The sequence below is a fragment of the Methyloprofundus sp. genome (assembly GCF_965251085.1).
Taxonomy (GTDB): Bacteria; Pseudomonadota; Gammaproteobacteria; order Methylococcales; family Methylomonadaceae; genus Methyloprofundus.
Genome location: NZ_OZ252594.1, coordinates 1 through 17,598, shown reverse-complemented (window position 1 = coordinate 17,598; position 17,598 = coordinate 1). Strand labels below are relative to the sequence as shown.

Annotated in this window: 16 protein-coding genes and 1 pseudogene; 6 read left to right on the top strand and 11 right to left on the bottom strand. The window is 42.2% G+C overall.

Going from position 1 to position 17,598, the window contains the following annotated elements; genetic code table 11:
• Positions 1-401: 401 nt before the first annotated feature.
• From ACQY3F_RS00085 to tnpA, 3 genes and pseudogenes are all read right to left on the bottom strand, one after another.
• Positions 402-1,478, bottom strand: coding sequence for an IS91 family transposase (locus ACQY3F_RS00085; protein WP_428352924.1), 1,077 nt, complete (start codon positions 1,476-1,478; stop codon positions 402-404).
• Positions 1,475-2,382: pseudogene (locus tag ACQY3F_RS00080) on the bottom strand (tyrosine-type recombinase/integrase). The gene ACQY3F_RS00085 and the pseudogene ACQY3F_RS00080 overlap by 4 nt, the downstream one beginning before the upstream one ends.
• A gap of 136 nt (positions 2,383-2,518) precedes the next feature.
• Positions 2,519-2,836: an IS66 family insertion sequence element accessory protein TnpA gene (tnpA, locus tag ACQY3F_RS00075; RefSeq protein ID WP_428352923.1), complete on the bottom strand. Its 318-nt coding sequence runs from the start codon at positions 2,834-2,836 to the stop codon at positions 2,519-2,521.
• A gap of 74 nt (positions 2,837-2,910) precedes the next feature.
• Here tnpA and ACQY3F_RS00070 point away from each other — a divergent pair, with 74 nt between their 5' ends.
• The 6 genes from ACQY3F_RS00070 to ACQY3F_RS00045 all read left to right on the top strand — a co-directional run bounded on the left by ACQY3F_RS00070 (position 2,911) and on the right by ACQY3F_RS00045 (position 8,794).
• Positions 2,911-3,147 (top strand): hypothetical protein, encoded by a 237-nt coding sequence (locus ACQY3F_RS00070; protein WP_428352922.1) that lies wholly within the window; start codon positions 2,911-2,913, stop codon positions 3,145-3,147.
• A 195-nt stretch (positions 3,148-3,342) separates the two neighbouring features.
• Complete coding sequence (locus tag ACQY3F_RS00065) at positions 3,343-3,768, top strand: GMC oxidoreductase (protein ID WP_428352921.1); 426 nt, start codon at positions 3,343-3,345, stop codon at positions 3,766-3,768.
• 231 nt (positions 3,769-3,999) lie between these two features.
• Positions 4,000-5,733 carry a hypothetical protein gene (locus tag ACQY3F_RS00060; RefSeq protein WP_428352920.1) on the top strand — a complete coding sequence of 578 codons (1,734 nt, stop codon included), beginning with the start codon at positions 4,000-4,002 and terminating at the stop codon, positions 5,731-5,733.
• Between the two features lie 204 nt (positions 5,734-5,937).
• Positions 5,938-6,927: a hypothetical protein gene (locus tag ACQY3F_RS00055; protein WP_428352919.1), complete on the top strand. Its 990-nt coding sequence runs from the start codon at positions 5,938-5,940 to the stop codon at positions 6,925-6,927.
• Between the two features lie 21 nt (positions 6,928-6,948).
• Positions 6,949-7,290: a hypothetical protein gene (locus ACQY3F_RS00050; protein WP_428352918.1), complete on the top strand. Its 342-nt coding sequence runs from the start codon at positions 6,949-6,951 to the stop codon at positions 7,288-7,290.
• A gap of 412 nt (positions 7,291-7,702) precedes the next feature.
• Positions 7,703-8,794, top strand: a complete 1,092-nt coding sequence (locus ACQY3F_RS00045) for a M12 family metallopeptidase (RefSeq protein ID WP_428352917.1) — start codon at positions 7,703-7,705, stop codon at positions 8,792-8,794.
• 45 nt (positions 8,795-8,839) lie between these two features.
• On the opposite strand, the gene ACQY3F_RS00040 is transcribed toward ACQY3F_RS00045, so the two are convergent.
• From ACQY3F_RS00040 to ACQY3F_RS00005, 8 genes are all read right to left on the bottom strand, one after another.
• On the bottom strand, positions 8,840-9,925 hold the full coding sequence (locus ACQY3F_RS00040) for a primosomal protein N' (replication factor Y) - superfamily II helicase (RefSeq protein WP_428352916.1): 1,086 nt from the start codon (positions 9,923-9,925) through the stop codon (positions 8,840-8,842).
• A gap of 369 nt (positions 9,926-10,294) precedes the next feature.
• Positions 10,295-10,708 carry a putative toxin-antitoxin system toxin component, PIN family gene (locus ACQY3F_RS00035; protein WP_428352915.1) on the bottom strand — a complete coding sequence of 138 codons (414 nt, stop codon included), beginning with the start codon at positions 10,706-10,708 and terminating at the stop codon, positions 10,295-10,297.
• Entirely contained in the window at positions 10,701-10,898 is a 198-nt protein-coding gene (locus ACQY3F_RS00030) for a hypothetical protein (RefSeq protein WP_428352914.1), read from the bottom strand. Before ACQY3F_RS00030 ends, ACQY3F_RS00035 begins: the two co-directional genes overlap by 8 nt.
• A 211-nt stretch (positions 10,899-11,109) precedes the next feature.
• Entirely contained in the window at positions 11,110-12,216 is a 1,107-nt protein-coding gene (locus ACQY3F_RS00025) for an SPFH domain-containing protein (RefSeq protein WP_428352913.1), read from the bottom strand.
• Between the two features lie 21 nt (positions 12,217-12,237).
• Positions 12,238-13,410 (bottom strand): toxic anion resistance protein, encoded by a 1,173-nt coding sequence (locus ACQY3F_RS00020; RefSeq protein WP_428352912.1) that lies wholly within the window; start codon positions 13,408-13,410, stop codon positions 12,238-12,240.
• Positions 13,411-13,624: 214 nt separating this feature from the next.
• On the bottom strand, positions 13,625-14,488 hold the full coding sequence (locus tag ACQY3F_RS00015) for a 5-bromo-4-chloroindolyl phosphate hydrolysis family protein (protein ID WP_428352911.1): 864 nt from the start codon (positions 14,486-14,488) through the stop codon (positions 13,625-13,627).
• A gap of 678 nt (positions 14,489-15,166) precedes the next feature.
• Positions 15,167-16,126, bottom strand: a complete 960-nt coding sequence (gene trxB, locus ACQY3F_RS00010) for a thioredoxin-disulfide reductase (protein ID WP_428352910.1) — start codon at positions 16,124-16,126, stop codon at positions 15,167-15,169.
• A gap of 113 nt (positions 16,127-16,239) precedes the next feature.
• Positions 16,240-17,598 (bottom strand): efflux RND transporter permease subunit (locus ACQY3F_RS00005; RefSeq protein WP_428352909.1); only part of this gene is annotated, 1,359 nt, incomplete at its 5' end.

Genomic DNA, 17,598 nt, shown 5'->3' with positions numbered 1-17,598 from the left:
TATAACAGGCAATGAGGTTACACTTTAAATTTAAGGGATGCGCTGTTTTTCTCCGCGATAGCGGCTTCGTCCAACGAATAAGGTTAGATTGTGATCGCGAAGCGAGCCACAATCTGAACCGTTTGTTGGACAAGCCCGGCACGATAGTAGGAATTCATTTAATGCGCTCTATGAAAATAGCTTTTTGTTGATCAGCCCGACTGATGAATCGAACCTCTGTTTTTACCTGTTTAACTGAACTTTGAGCGTTGTCCATTGCAGTCAACTCTCAAAGTCCAAGTATCGGAGCAAAATTCTGCCTTAATCTCCGATTTTAGCCCAAGCAACTCCCTCAGCATTTAATCCGCTGATAGCCTGGGTCGAAGTGTTTAAATTTACATAAGCGCTAGTGATTCCAATTGTTAAGTTGGCAAAGGCTGAAACATTATTTCCACCCTGGGTATTTGCCGACGCCCAACAACCATCGCCCCGCCACAACATTTGCAACTGAATGCCGGCCGTACTTTGAGTGCACGCAATATCTTCGTCGGGTCAAACTTTAGCAGGGAGTGAATCAACTTAATAACACCCTTGCTATTCGGATGTAAAAAGCCATAATTGCGCGCACGACGAAAGCCTTTAGGCAAAACATGTTGCAGCACCAGCCACAGAAATTTAGCCCCCGATACCGTTTTGGTTTGATAGCGTTTGGTTTTGCTGTCTTGATAACGGTAGGTTACTTTGCCATTTTGGCAGGATAAGATATCCTGTTCACGAATCACACCACGATACAGGTATCGACCCAGATATATCAATGCTTTATCGCCTGCACCGACAAACTTACAATCGACCACCCATTTTTCCGGAATAGCTGTGGGAAATGGCAACTTTTCTTCGTTCATACGCGCTAGCATCTTTGCACGAAATACTTTTGCTAGTGCTTTATGATGAAACAGGTATTTGCCTTCCTTAGTGCGCCAGAGCTTCTTGATTTTATCCACGATTGCCGCAGGCATAATGACATGAATATGCGGATGATAATTTAATTCGCGTGAGTGTGTATGTAAGACAGCAATCGCCCCGGCATCGCCTTGCAACTGCTTATCATTTTTACTAAAACTCTGTAAAGTCGCCCAGGCACAGTCAAACATCATACTGTAAAGTAACCGCGGATGCTGCCTGGCTAACGACCTTAACTGCGCAGGTAAGGTAAAGGTATTCATAAAATAATCAGCAGGGACTTGTTTTTGTACCTGTCGTTCAATCCATTGTTGACTCTCATGATGTTGACAATGCGGGCAGTTACGCTGGCCACAGGAATGAGGCACAAAGGTTTGATAGTCACAGTCTGCACAGTTAACCTGCATCACAGGACTCAGCTGTGTCCGACAGCTCTTCATGGCATGTAATGCACTGATCTGATTGGAGCGTAAACGAGATTGATACTCGCTTAAAAAGTCAGACTGAAATTGATCAATCACTGCAGCTAGGGTTATCATGAAATCTGCCCCCAGTGAATAGAAAAGTCATTGACTAACTGATTAATGTGCAGCTCTGCATTCTCATCGGTAATATCGGTCAAATGCGTATAGCGAGCCGTGGTTACTAAACTGGTATGGCCCAGAATCTTCTGCAACTCAACTAAATCAACCCCGGCTTCTAACAGGTGAGTGGCGTAACTGTGGCGCAGCGAGTGGCAGGAAATCTTTTTTTTAGTCCCATTTCTTGCGTCACAAGACGGATTGTCTTCTGGATGCCACCGCGATCAAGGGGGGATTCAGCAAGATGTGCACCTTTTAGACCCCGGGCACGGTTGGGAAATACCAGCACTGGATTTTTATGCACAGCCCAAAACTTACGCAACACCTTCAAGGTATTCACAGGCAAAGGCACAAGCCGATCCTTATTGCCTTTGGCATTGCGAATATGTACCCGCATGCGTGTCGCATCAATATCACCTACTTTCAGGCTTAAGCCCTCGCCCAAACGTAAACCTAGACTGTAAATCGTAAAATAAAAAACTCGATAGCTTAGATTACGGGTCGACATAAACAGTTGTTGTGCTTCAACCACAGTGACAATATCGGGTATACGCGTACATCGTGGTGGTTTAATCATTAGCACATCAACCCACGGCTTTTGTAGCACATGTGTATAGAAAAACTTGAGACCATAGAGATCTAGTTTCACGGCACTCCAGGAAAGGCGGCTTAAAAGAGCATGAAAATAATCCACCAGTTGATCTTGCGTTAAGTTATCCAGATGCCCCTGAAAGTGTTCCCCGATACGGCGAATAGCGCGTGAATAAGCGTCAATGGTTTTGGGTTGCAGTCCCTTAAGCTTTAAATGCTTACAGTGCTGGATATAATAATGGTTGAATTTAAGCTCTATCGATGGTGTCATAACAGTGTAACCTCATTATTGTTAGTTGGATGAGCTTACAAGTTACCTGTTATGCATATAACAGGCAATGAGGTTACACTTTAAATTTAAGGGATGCGCTGTTTTTCTCCGCGATAGCGGCTTCGTCCAACAACCGTCATCGCAACAGCTCAAGCAGTGGTTGAATACACGGCATAGTATCCTGCGTAATACCTTCCAACCGAATACCATCATTAAATTGCAAAGATAATCCTGGGACTGGCGCAGATGAACGATCCCCGTCAACCCGAATACGTGTAAACCCTGTAGGGGAAGTAGTCGGCTTTACAGTCGATTTACGTTTCCAGTAGCCTAACTTTTGCGGACATAAATCATGCTGTCGACAATAAGCTACCTGTGATTGGCCTGATGCCTGCCAGTGCTCTATGTGAATAGGCCAGAAAGTCTTTGCCTGTATTTTTTCTAACGCTGCCATTTAAAATTCCCCGTGGTATTTAACAATGGGGATAGTTTGGCATTAATCTGAGTTGCCGTGAAGTACGCTGACTATTGAGCGCTTACAGTCATTATATTATTGACTGGGTTTTTGATGAAGATCGCTCAACAATTCGTACCGGTTATGGCCCTGAGAACATGACCCGTCTTAGGCGCTTTGCTATCGGATTAATAAAATCAAAAGTTGAGAAAGGGATTTCAAAGAAAATGAGGCAACTCAATAAGAATACCAGAGCTGTTTTAGACTATTTGAAAATTACAAAAAATACCAGGAGGCCTTGTGCCGCATAAGGTTTAGAATATGAACAAATTAACCCTGATGTTGAGGGTATCAAACCTGGATTATCTCATTTTAATGCTTTTGTTAGAACGGCCAGGGTTTTTGCATCTCGTTTTCTACAGGGCATCACCACAGGACGTATTGGTTACGCATTTAATCAGCTCTTAAAAGGAGATGCCTCGTTCAATAGTGTTGTCCTATTGTGTATGGGACTAGATAAGAGTAATGGCACGATAGAGCTGACTGAAAAGGGATTTATTAATATAGATTGGCCTTATAAGGACAGCATGTCACTGTATCAGGCAATTCTCGACGTAGGTAAACGATTTAAAGAATGGACCGGTGGTAAAGTTTTTATTCCGCTACCTAACTGGCTATGGCCTATGAAGAGCAATATTACGGTGCATGCTCTGGGGGGGTGTCGAATAGCCGATGATCCTGAACATGGTGTTACCAGTGCCCAAGTTGAAACCTTTGGTCAGGTTTTTGGCTACCAAGGGCTTTATGTGGCAGATGGTGCATTGTTACCTACTGCCGTTGGAGCTAATCCGGTTGCAACAATATCTGCACTATCAGAGCGAGTTGCTGAAGGAATTACAGGCATACATCCGGATCCCGATGGAGGGCTTTAACCTATACTTTGCACGGCCACGATTGCGGTTTTATAGCGGCCGATTTTTGCCGATAGCTGCGTTCTGAAATAGTTGCGTAGCTAGCTATGCAGCTGTTTCAGCTGCCCCCGTATCAAGTACGGGCAGGCTTTTCTCGCAACAAAAATCGACTCGTTATAAAATCCGCAACCGTCACCGCGCGAAGTATTCTACTATAAACTGATGTTTTTAGGTTTAAAACAGGTGATTAATATGAGTAATGATACAGGCACTTCATTCAGTTTAAATAATGTATGGCAAAAGCTAGTTGAGATTGCCGGTTATGCTCCGGTCAAAGAGCAGTACCTTGATCTTATAAATGAGGCACATAAAGTTGATCAGCGCGGTAATCGCCTCTGTGTTTGTGTTAGTGATATTCATCTTACCGATGGAACGGTAGGCTTTCAAAATCTGGGTAAATTTATCTGGGATGGATTTTACGATTCATTGGTATCACGCTGTAAAACGTATGATATAAACGAGGTTCTATTTGTTCTGGATGGTGATATTGTTGACATGATCCGTAGTGGCCGATGGGCAGAGAACAATATTTACCCTTGGGAGCGTGAGCGTGAAGAAGATTTTTCCAGAGTCGTTAACCAGATCATACAAGAAATAGTTGAAGTTCAGCACGCTGATTTTTTTGCTTCATTGTCGAGTTTGGGAGAGCGCTTAGAGACTGATGTAAAAGGAATTGTTAAGGGAAAAGTAAAAATTGTCATTACTATCGGTAATCATGATAAAGAGCTATTCTGCGACCAAAAGGCATTAAAGTATTTTTATGAACAAGGCTTGGGCATAAAAATTGAGAATATTTCATTAGAAGAACGTCAGGCTATAGGGCGAATGTATGGCGATGAATCAATGTTTATTGATAAGAAAACTGCGCCTTATTTGCCATTTTATTATGGCGATACCGGATTTCGTTTTTTTACCACACACGGTCAATGGCGTGACAAGGCAAATAGTCGCAAGATTGATCAAGCGCAAGGTTCACCAGGCTGGTCAGTTGCAGATGGCTGGAATGTAGAAAAATGGAAGAAATTACGTTATTCACCTTTTTTTCTACCCTGTTTTGGAGATACGGTAGCGGCAGGGGTGCTTTCAACCTTTATTCACCGGGTAAAAATTAAGCTAGATGAACTAAATAAAGAAGATGATCTAGGGTATGAAAATCAACGCTTAAACTGCATTCTTGATGAATTGGATTTGTATCGCCCAACTTATACCGCCTTAACCCGAATTCTTGAAGAAGCTGACAGAATGCGCAGTGTCAATAAGCGGGATGAAAAGAGTCATCAAGTAAACATGCAAGATGAAAATTATCGGCTGTTTAAAGTTGAGCTCAAGAAACAGCAAGGTGCCATTGCAATTATTGAAGAGACTCTTTATGAATGTATTATCCAATGGCTAAGTTGGGACTTTACTTATCAGACTTCGCCAATGTTGCGCAGGGTTGGTTTGAGAGTGACTAAGAAAATTCTTGTTATGCTGGAAAGGTTTGGTGCAGGCCTGGAAATTACCGCTATTGCCTGGCTAATGAAATTTCTTGCACTTCTCGACCGGCATCATAATAAAGGAGTAAAGTTGCAGGAAATGCGTAAATTCCCCGCTTTTTTACCTGAATACAGGCATTACGGATTTCAGATACATGGCGAAGGTCATACGCATGTCCCGTTACAGGAACAGCCGAATATTGATAGCACACATCTCAGTACTTATATAAATTTCGGTACCTGGAGAGACCAAATCCTGCCTAGGAAAGATCAGGGTTATAGGCGACAAGGTGTGTTACGTAGTTTATATATTCTGGATATAGAAAATAAATGCAAAAGAGTACCTAGTCCACCTGGACGCGCATTTGATTATTTTGTGGAAGATATGGTTCATTGGAGTGATTTCAAAGATAGAATGGATCAAAGTGGTAAAGCAGAACCGAAGATATAATGTGCTTTCGTAAGGTGTCAGAACAATAAGGCACTTGTAGTGCTCTGGTAAATTGCAAAGATTAAATGTAGGCGCATGGTTACCTTTAGTTCACTTATGTATTGTTAGAACTGAACGTGATGAACTTGTTGATATTTTCGTTTAAATATTGAATGAATACTCATACTTAATGAAGTTAATGATTTGTTGAAACGGAGAGGCTTAGTGAGCGGATTACAATTTAACAATCCTTTTAATGGCACGGCTTTACTGGTTTTAATATTAACGATACAAGGCTGTGCAGTGCTTACCCCAAGCCAGGTTAATGCGGTTGGGGATTTTGCCTTGGCAGCTGAAAACTATAGCGAGCTTCCTAGTGCAGTGATTGACTTACATATACAGTCAATGTTTGCTGAAAATGTATATGCTTCCGCAAGTATAAGTGATCCGGGCTCTGCTGCGGCAAAGATGAGTAAAGATGTCGATGTGTTTTTAAATTCCCTGCATACTTCTGCAAGGGCTGATTCAGCTTTAAACGTGATTGATGGGTATGTGAAATTACTAACCAAGTTAAGTTCAAGTGACTTTACTCAGAGGCTTGAAGAAGAGACCGAAATTCTGGCAACGGAAATAGATGGCGGTGTGAGTCAATACAATGAAGTTTCGGGAGAAGATCTCGAGGGTTTTGGTGCGGCTGTTGCTGAGATTGTTCGCGCTGGAGGTGGCGTTTTTATTCGCTATAAACAGGCAGAGGCACTCAAGGAGGCAGTCATTGGTGCTGAACCGATTATGCATAAAATGGCTGCATCAGTAACAGACTTAATGGATTTGTATATTTGTGGTGCAGTGGATGAAAATGGGGTTTGTGTCGTTGATGACGATGGACAGCAATTTCCTGGGTTTGGCGAATTAGTAGAAACAGGGTTAGTGGATGAATATCAAGGCCTGCTAACCAGTGGACTGGGAAATAAATCTATTCGGGATGTAGAAATTTTTAATGAATTGTTATTAAAAGCAAAATCAATAAAGCCATTAGCAAAACGAACCCGGCAGGCAATGCGTACTTTTCAGGCTGCACATACTAAACTTTACGATAAACTGCAGGAAAGTCAGACCTTAGAAGGAAAGATAGAAGAGATTATTATGCTCTATGGTGAGATTAAGTCAGCGCAACGGTTCAGGAATACTATTGAAAGTCAGAATATCAGTAGGTAAAAAAACGATGAGGATGCGAATATGGCAAATACAGAACGTTTAAAAGTCATTCAAATAGTTAGGCAGGCAAAAAAGTCAGCAGGCAGTGCACGTTTTGACGTATCGATTAGTAGCAAGAAGCGCAAAGAGCTGGAAAAATTATATATCAAACTTGATGAAATAGAAGATATGCTAATTCTTGAAGAAATCACCAACAAGGTTGATGCTCTTACTCAAGCATCAACAGAGCTTGAAGTGATAAATGATAATATTAGAAAAAACATTAAAGAGCTAGAAGGTATCGCTGAAATGGTGGGTAGGGCGGCAAATGCGGTTAAAATTTTAGTCGTTTTAGCGGTGCAGGCAGCAGCCATTGTTGCTTAGGAACGCGCACGAAATAACTTAAAACTGGCTAGTCTTTTTATCCGTCTTCTGCGTTGTAGAAACTGTTACGTAGCTGGCTATGCGCTTGTTCCTACGTCCCCGTATCAAGCACGGGGCAGGCTTTGAATACGAATAAAAATTAGATTGTATATTTCCAGCCAGGTACCAGAAAATCAGGCATTTGATAAAAAACACCCTGATGGAACAAGCGTTTTTGTAGGATGGGCAAAGGAGGTACGACGTGCCCATCATGTTTTCGTTGATGGGCACGGATGAAGCCCTTTGCCCATCCTACAGTGTTTATTTTGCTGTAACTACTCAGCTTGTCTGAGTAGTTACTACTTTTTTAGCTAAAATATTTTTATAGATTCTCTTATTTTGACCAACCCGACAAATAAATGAGGTGAAACCAATGACTGCTAAAAAGAAAACCAGTCAAGAATACGCTGCAACAACAGAGGATATTACCCTTTGTTGTTCACTTCCCGAAGTACAGGATAGGGATCTGAGCCATATTACCGATGGACATAGGCTGCGTCTTATAGCAAGTATGGATAAGATGTGGACGAATGGGACTAATTTAACATATTTTTTCTTTAAAGGGCCTGCACACTGGCGCGGAGGAAATGAACAGGAGCAGGCAGTACGTGATGCTTTTGCAGTCTGGAAAGATTTGGGTATTGGCCTTAGCTTTCAGGAAGTCGAGGATGCTGCTGATGCAATTCTCAGGATAGGTTTTGACCCGTCAGACGGTTCCTGGTCATATGTTGGCAGGGATAGTATTAAGTTCGCTAAAGACCCGGCAACACGGACAGTTAATTTCGGCTGGGATCTTACGACTCCCTATGGCCGTGATACAGCACTACATGAGATAGGGCATGCTTTGGGCTTTCCTCACGAGCATCAGAACCCCAAGGCCGGGATAGTCTGGGATGAGGAAAAAGTCTATGAAGCTCTTGGTGGCCCGCCTAATAATTGGCCAAGGGAGCAAACGCGCTGGAATATTATCCGCAAGATCCCGGCAAACACTGTTGATGGATCGGTTTGGGATAAAGATTCGATTATGCATTACCAGTTTCAGGCGGGTCTGATCAAGCATCCAGTAGAGTATCAGACCCGCTCTTTGGTCCCGGCTAGCGGTCTTTCGACACATGATATGCAGACGGTGACGCGTTTATACCCACCGATTCCTAAAAGGTTACCTGAGTTACGCGCGTATGAATCACATCGATTTGATATTGCTGCGGGTGAACAAATCAATTTTGAAATTAACCCAGCGAACAGTCGGGATTACACGATACAGACTTTTGGTGAGATGGATACCGTGATGGTTTTATTCGAAGTTCGAGAGGGTAGCCAGGAATACCTTGATGGAGATGATGATAGCGGGCTGGATTATAATGCTAAAATTATCTTTCGTTTGCATCGTGGACGCAAATATATCATCCGGACGCGATTGTACTACGCCATGACTCAAGGGAGTGGGGCGATCATGTTGTACTGATGTGCAATAACTTTCTAGAAGGCAGAGTGGTTCTAATGGCGGGTATTAATAAGCGTAATAATTACCATATTCAATATGCTCTAAAGCGCCTGACTGTTGCAGGTAAGTGATTCCCCCGCCAATAACAATTAACCCGGTAATAACCGCAATAGCAATCTTCCAGTAACTGTATGGGCGTTCGCCCTGGACTTGTCCTGTGCGGCCATTGACAACAAATCGATAGGTTTTATTGCGATATAAGAATGCCGCTGACCAGATGGGTAACAGGCAATGTTTATAGGTAATATGGTTATACCGGGTATTCATCTTATGTATACGCTGGTGATCACCGCCTATATCGTAAGCGATATCCTGATGAATAATGCCGTCCATTACCTGTCTGGCATGATCAAACCCTTCATCCAGTTCAACTTGATATACTTCACTTTGAAATCCACTAATATATTTTTCTTCGTAAGGTACCAGGTTTTGCAGATCCCAGGGATGTAAATGGTCAATAATTTGGCGTGGCAAAGACCGACTTGCGCCTATCAGAACGTCATCAAAGAATCGTGAAACACGCCCTCGAACATGGGTCCAGCGGATTTTAGGCACGCGTTTAACGGTGGATACCTGACGTCCATTTTGTACATAACTGACCCGCTGATTCACATAATAAGTATCCCCTCTGGCCCCTGTATACGTGGTCTCTGTATCACTATCATAAGTCCAGTAAGGAATGTATATGCCGATGAGCTTGTTGTTTTTGCGCGCATATTTTTTAATTTTATTGGGCGCAAACCACAAACGTTGTAACCAGAGATGAAATTTATCATTGGCTTCACTTTGATTGATGACAAAGGGCAATAAGGATTTGGGTGAAATAAGTTTGTTTTGTTGCGTACTGACAACGATATCCGTGCCACAAAACGGACATTGACCGGCATTAAGATTAGCCGCAAATTTAAAATTTGCGCCACAGGCATCACAATGAGCCTGTTTGCTGACGGGTGTCGATTGTGTTTTTGCAAGCGTTTCCAGGGCGTTATGAAAATCGTATTCTTGTATAGCCTCTTGTTTATCAACAATAGCATTTTCTTGTCCACAGTATTCACAAGTCTGATGCGTAGTCCCCGGCTGATATTTAAGCATTGCGCCACATTGGGAGCAGGGAAACTGATTATGTGTAAAATTTGCTTGGGTTTTTTTATTCGCTTTCACGTTAATGCTCTAAAGAGCTAGGTTAAAAGTGGAGAAACACTAGTTTAGAAAGGTTTATCTGGCAGACCAGCTTGCATAAGAAATTAACCATGAAATAACTATTGGCGGCTCTATCGCCATATAGTTGATTTATAAGTTATGAAAACTGTAAAGTTGTCGCAGGTTTATTTTTCCGAGATGCTTTGTTTTTCAATTTCACAGTAGTGAGTGTAGTTGAGCCTGAAGCTTGCTTTCCATTCTCAAATTTAAATAGATTGGCTCTAATCAGATTTTTTTATTTTGCTTAAAACCTATAAAGCTTCAGCACAAACTTGATTTGAAATCAGCGATAGAAATTAAATTTACAATAGGGTATTCAATATCTCGTAAAACATTAAAATGCTTGTCTTGAGTGACAATTCCAGTAGCATTTGCACTCACAGCACAATCTACAAATTTATTATCATCACTATCGGCTTCAATAAGGTTCCAATTGTAATATACGTTAATTTTTTCGACATTAGGTAATGTTAACAGTGTTCTAATGACATCTTTTGCTACTTCTGAATTAAATTTACGCTCAATAACTTCTTCATATTCCATCAAAATTTCTGTTGTAACACCTAGATCATATGTACCATTAATTAATTTTTCAAAAATACAATGATAGGGAGACTTTGAAGATATAGATACCAGCAACACATTAGTATCCAAAATAATTTTTCGTTTACTCATTTAACCAGCTATCCATATCTTTAGCTGTATATCCCTTTTCTTCCCAAATTTTATCTGCTTGGAAAATGGCTTTACGAGCATAGTAATGGGCTAATTGTGATTTTAATTCGTAAATATCTATTTCACTTAATTCTGTGGAATATAATTTCAAAATTTCTTGTTGAATATTTGATAATTTACTTGGTTGCATAGTGCTTATCACCTAATCTCTTTCGTTTTTTTATCATATTTTTCTTTCAATTGAAACTTGGTCATGGTTATACACCTAAATGCAAGATTACAAATGTTTTAAAACCCAAAATAAGGTTCTTCTCCGGTTTTGTGTATAACAATTATTCTTTTTTTCTGCCCTTCAAAAATAGAAAAAACTAGGCAATAGAAAGCCGAATTCTGCTTAATAATTAATTGCCTTTGTTGTCAGGAAGCGGTGGGGGAGCCAAGCGAAATAAGTGTGCAAGCTCAGGGACCTCTCCGGCTTTCGTCCATTCCACCAGGCTTTGATTCCAGACTAAAGTTCTTCTGTTAATGGCGGCGGCTGTAATTTTACTTTCCAGTGTCGCAAGGTCGAAAGGGCCGGATTGCTGGCCATTAATGGCAACAAAAAATTGGGCATGCGCTGGAATAGGGGGAGGCGTAGCAGTTGCTGCTTGAGGCGTTGCAAAGGTTTGGCCCATTTTATTCGCCATCGCAAAACCCATTCCCATACCAATACCCTCTGAAGCGCCGCCTGAAGGATTTTCCGCAGCAGCTTTCATGGCTTCAGCTGCCTGAAACTCACTGTAATCTTTTAAATTGCCTATCACACCCATGCTGGTTCGTTTATCCAGTGCTTCTTCCACGGCTGGGGGTAAGGAAATGTTTTCCACTAATAGTTTAGTGATTTCCAGCCCGTATTCCATAAACTCGGGTGAGATACGTGTGGTTAAATACTCACTTAAATCATCGTAGTTACCCGCAAGATCGAGCACCGGAATGTTGGATTCGCCAAGAATACTGGCAAAACGAGAAAGGATCAGGTTACGTAATTGGTCGCTAATATCTGCCGTGGAGAAATGTCCTTTGGTCCCGGTAATTTCCTTGATAAAGGTTAAGGGATCATTAATTCTGACGCAATAGCTACCAAAAGCACGAAGCCTGACGGCACCAAATTCCTTGTCACGTAACATAATGGGGTTTTTAGTACCCCACTTCAAATCAACAAAGCGGTGCATGTTGAAGAAGTAAACTTCAGCTTTAAACGGACTTTCAAAACCATGCGGCCAGCTTTCCAGCGTGGTCATAATCGGCATATTGCTGGTTTTTAGTTCATATAGCCCCGGCTCAAAAAAATCTGCTGCTCTGCCTTCGTTAACTAAAATAGCAACCTGCGATTCACGCACCGTTAATTTTGCGCCATATTTTATCTCATTGCCATAACGCTCAAAGCGATAGACCATGGTATCGCCGGATTTCTCGAGCCATTCAATAACATCAACAAATTCGCCAAACAGCTTATCAAATAGTCCCATTGTTTTCTCCGGTCGTGTTGTTTAAGCGGATTGATTTGTGTCTGTGTTAACTGCTCTACTGGCAGCGGAAGATAATGTATTGCGTAATTCTGATTCGCACTGTTGTAGTTGTATTACTGCATCTGCGCGCATTTTTTTACCTTCATCGGCTATTTGTAAACTCTCGTTGATGGTAGCAATCAGTGTCTTATTCGCTTTTTTTACCGACTCAATGTCAAACACACCGCGTTCTAATTCCTTACGCGTTTCGGCATTCGCCTGCTTAAGGTTTTGCGCATTCGCTTCCAGTAAGTCATTGGTCAAGTCAGTTGCTGCTTGTAAGGTTCCTGCAGCGTCGGATGAACGATATATAGCAACGGCTGTCGCTAACTGCTGACGCCAGAGTGGAATGGTGTTGACGATGGTTGAATTGATTTTATTAACCAGTCCTTTGTCATTATCCTGAACCAGACGAATGCCCGGCAAGCTCTGCATCGCGACTTGACGGGTTAAACGTAGGTCATGTACACGGCGTTCCAAGTCATCTCTAGAAGCACGTAAGTCTCGAAGTTCCTGAGCTTCGATAATGGCTTTCGAGCTTTCTACAGCCAGTACTTTTGCCGGGATCACATGCTCATCAAGTTGTTTTAATTTTTCGTCACCCGCCGAGATATAAAGGCCAAGATTATGAAAATATTCCAGATTGGCTTCATACAATCTATCCAGCAGGGTAATGTCAGTTAATAGCGTTGTTTTATGTGTGTCCAGCTTATCGGTAATCGTATCTATCTGCTTGCGTACCTCTTCGTATTTTTGCAAAAATTTGGCCACGGGCTTGGTTTTACCTAAAATTCTGGCAAAGAACCCCGGTTTTTTGTTGGGGTCTAAAGCATCAACATCAAAGCCGCGTAAAGTAGAGACCATCTCATTTAAATCGCCACCGGCAGAGCCCATATCTTTATTTCTAACGCCTTCTAGCATCTTGTCAGAAATAGTGGTTAATTCTTCCTGGGCTTTGCTACCAAAGTAAATAATGGATTTGCTATCATTGATATCAATTTCAGCGACCTTACTCTCAATAAGCGCTTTATCATTTGTGTCAGCCTGCTGATACGTCAGAATATCTTTACCTACGCCTGGTATTACTTCGTTAAAGACAGCACTACCAGGAATAACAAGCTCTTCATTTTCCATGGTTGTTTTTTGTTCACTCATAATTACTTTCCTGTTATCGTTTGAGGGTATATACTTCGCGCGGTCACGGATGCGGATTTCTAGCGGCTGAGTTTTTGCCGATAGCTACGTTATTGAAACCGTTACGTAGCCAGCTATGCGCCAGTTTCAGCGCCCCGTATCAAGCATGGGGCAGGCTTTGCTATCGACAAAAATCAGCTCACTATACAACCGTATCCGTGAACGCACGAAGTATTTAAATCACGCCTTCATGTTTAAGCTGCGCTGTTAAAACTTCAATTTGTACATCAAGATCCAGCACATCATCTGCGAGTAATTTTTGTTTCTGTTCTACAAAAACAGACTCAATGGTGTACAGCACATTTTCGAAATTATCTGTTAGTTGTTCCGTAGCGTGTTTGCTTTGCATATCTGCATAACCTTGAGTAACTTTTAATGCGCCATCAAGATAGGTATTGAGAAATTTCCTTGCTCTTCTGATATCGCCCGGATCTTCTTCAAGCATGCTTAAAATTTCGCGGGCGTGTTGGCAAATGGTGTGTATGCGTTTATTAAACGAGCGGTTATTTATTTCTTTATTCGCACGTTCAATACCGGAAATTTGGGATTCAGCATCATCAATGGTAGCAGAGATTTCCTCAGCAGTATAACCATGAAAGCCTGCTATCATTTTTTCCTTGCGAGGATCAAAACCATATAATAAAGACATGCCGACCAATGCGCCTAGGCCAAAAGCTAAAGCAACGAAAAAGGAATTTCCTGCGCCTATAAAGGCGATTCCTGCTGTTGTCAGCGCAACAATTATTGCAGCAAGAGTTTTCAGTGGCCATTTAGGAGCATTGGTGATTTTTTTATCCTGATACTCTTTTTGCGCCAGCATACCCCTGCGTAACAGGCTAGCAGCTAGTAAATAGGCTATACAGCCACTCACATTGGTGATTATGCGTAACAAATCGCCATAAACAAAGGACAATATAGCAGCAGGAATTAGCGGGAGCGGTAGTATATAAAGTAACAAACCACGGCTATTATGTAGCAAACCCTTGGTGTTTTTTTTCTGATAGGGCTTGGGTTTTCTTAGTTGCTCAGTATTATTCATGGCAGCCGATTGATTAAGTGGCGGATGAGTTCTATTTTTGCGTGTAAGTCGTATCCTTGCCAAAAGGAGTCACTTTATACAAGGACTGGCAAGTGGCAAGACTAAGCGTCGTTATAAGTAATATTAGACCAATAATAGAACGAAAAGGTTTAGACATAAATCAAATTCCTGATAAACATTATCCATTAATGTTGAATTAAGCCATATTTTAGATATATGGGTCAAATGATTATTTAGCTAGCTTAATTTTTTGCACGATAAAGATCAATTATAGACTCTTAATTTCTATAAGCTGAGAGTACATACTTGTAGAGTAAAAGAAGGCAGGGGGGATGTATACTTTAACAGTCTCTTTAGTCCCGTATTGAAATGGCGGGACTAAAGATCCCGCTTCCAATACTTGTGGTAGATTTTATTTCGTGCACGTTTCTTAGCTTGGGGTAGTGAAAAACATACTTTGCGCGGTGACGGTTGCGGATTTTATAGCGAGTTAATTTTGGTCGAGAGCAAAGCCTGCCCCGTACTTGATGCGGGGGCGCTGAAACAGGCGCATAGCTAGTTATGCAACCGTTTCAGCAACGCAGCTATCGGCAAAAATCGGCCGCCAGAAAACCGCAACCGTGGTCGTGCGAATTATGGTTACCCCAAACACATCCGTAATCAGGATTCGACGCTACGTTAACCCTCCAGGTCATCCAGATATTTTTCTACATCTAATGCAGACATACAGCCCGCACCAGCAGAAGTGACCGCTTGTTTGTACACGGAATCCATTACATCTCCGGCAGCAAATACACCCGGTATGCTAGTGGCCGTGGCATTTCCCGCTATGCCGCTGGTTACGCGGATATAGCCATGATCATCCATATCTAATTGGCCTTTGAATATTTCGGTATTGGGTTGGTGGCCGATAGCAATAAAAACACCGTGTACGTCAACATCTTTAGTGGTGTCGTCCAGTGTGCTTTTGATGCGCATACCGGTTACGCCCATATCATCGCCTAGAATTTCTTCTAATGTGTGATTCCATTCGATTTCTATATTGCCATTTGCTGCTTTTTCTATCAGTTTGTCAGATAGGATTTTCTCTGAACGGAATTTATCACGGCGATGGATGACGGTGACTTTTGAGGCGATATTGGCTAAATATAACGCTTCTTCAACTGCGGTATTTCCGCCACCTATCACTGCAACAGGCTTGTTTCTGTAGAAAAATCCATCACAAGTGGCACAGGCTGAAACACCTTTCCCTGCATAGGCTTCTTCTGAATCCAGACCCAGGTACATAGCGGATGCGCCAGTTGCAATAATTAAGGCATCACAAGTATAACTACCTGCATCGCCCGTTAATTTAAAAGGGCGTTGGTTTAATTCAGCAGTGTGGATATGGTCAAAAATAATTTCTGTATCAAAGCGCTCAGCGTGTTTGCGCATTCTTTCCATCAACTCAGGGCCTTGCACACCTTGGTCATCACCAGGCCAGTTATCTACATCGGTTGTGGTGGTTAATTGTCCGCCCTGTTGCAGACCAGTGACCATTACTGGGTTCAGATTGGCTCTTGCGGCATAGACGGCGGCAGTATATCCAGCTGGGCCGGAGCCAAGAATTAATAGGCGGCAGTGTCTTGAGTCACTCATGTGTTGTTTCCTTGTTAAAAATATTCAATAAATTGCTATGCATTATGCTAGGAATTGGTCACAGCGTAAAGCCTGTTGTTTGATTTATAGCGTGATTTGTGAATGAGTCGAGTTTAAGAAAATTTTGATTTGCAGAAATTTTTGCAATCATCGATCACTAAGTACAAAGAAGGAATCAACACCAGGGTAATCAAGGTTGCAAATACTATTCCAAAACCTATGGATACAGCCATAGGAATTAACATACGCGCCTGGCGTGAAGTTTCCAGAATAATCGGCGCTAAGCCAAAAAAGGTGGTTAAGGTGGTTAAAATAATAGGTCGGAAGCGTTGAATGCTTGCAGCTCGAATAATTTCCTTGGGTGCAAGATCGGTTTCCTTTTCCAGGTGTACTGCCTGACTTATTAGCACCAGGGAATCATTTACGACGATACCTGATAGTGCCACAATCCCCAGCATACTTAATATACTGAGATTAAAGCCCATGATGATATGCCCGAAAATGGCACCGATAATGCCAAAGGGAATACTGACGATGACTATCAGCGGCAAGATATAGCTTTTAAATGGAATTGCCAGCATGGTATAAATGCCGAGCACGGCAAATATAAAGCTTAATTTTAGACTGCCGATGCTGTCTGCCATATCAGCCTGGCGACCCTGAAAGCTAAATTGTAATCCAGGATACTGTTCGACTAATGCGGGTAGGGCCTGGTCCTTTAAATCGTTGACAATTTCTACTGACTGGCTTCTGGGTGTGACATTGGCGGTAATCTGTACATTGCGCCGGCCATTACGTCGCTTGATTTCTGTAAAGGCATGACCTTGCTTTACCTGAACAATTTCATTTAAGGGAATTGCGACACCTTTGTCGGTCCAGACCAGAAAGTTATACATATCTTGCATGGATACCCGCTCATCTTCGGGTAAGCGCAGCATGACTTTTATTTCATTCCGGCCGCGTTGCTGGCGTAAAATTTCCGCACCATAAAACGCATTACGCACTTGCCGGGCCACAGACAGTGGCGTTAACCCAAGGCTTTCGCCATCTGCAAGTAATGTAAAGTCAAGTTGCTGCTTGCCTAGACTCATGCTGTTGGCGATATCCTTGGCCATTGGATAGGCGCGTAATGCAGTAGCCAGTTGTAGGCTGGCTTGCTCTAACACGCTAATATCACGATGGGTTAATTCAATAGTAATGGCAGAACCAGAGCCGGGACCGCCCGAGTCTGATTCAAAAATAAGGCTTTCAATACCCGCTATTTCACCCGAACTTGAACGCCATTGTTCACTGAACTCATCGGTGCTCATGATGCTATCGCGAATTTCGGGCTTGGCGAGATAGGTGCGAATAACCGCCTTATGGCTGCCACCGTTACCGACTTCTGAAAATATTCCGCGGATTAATTGCTCACCATTGTCTACATTAACAATACTCGAGCGGGCTGATTTGATCAGGTGGTCGACAATTTT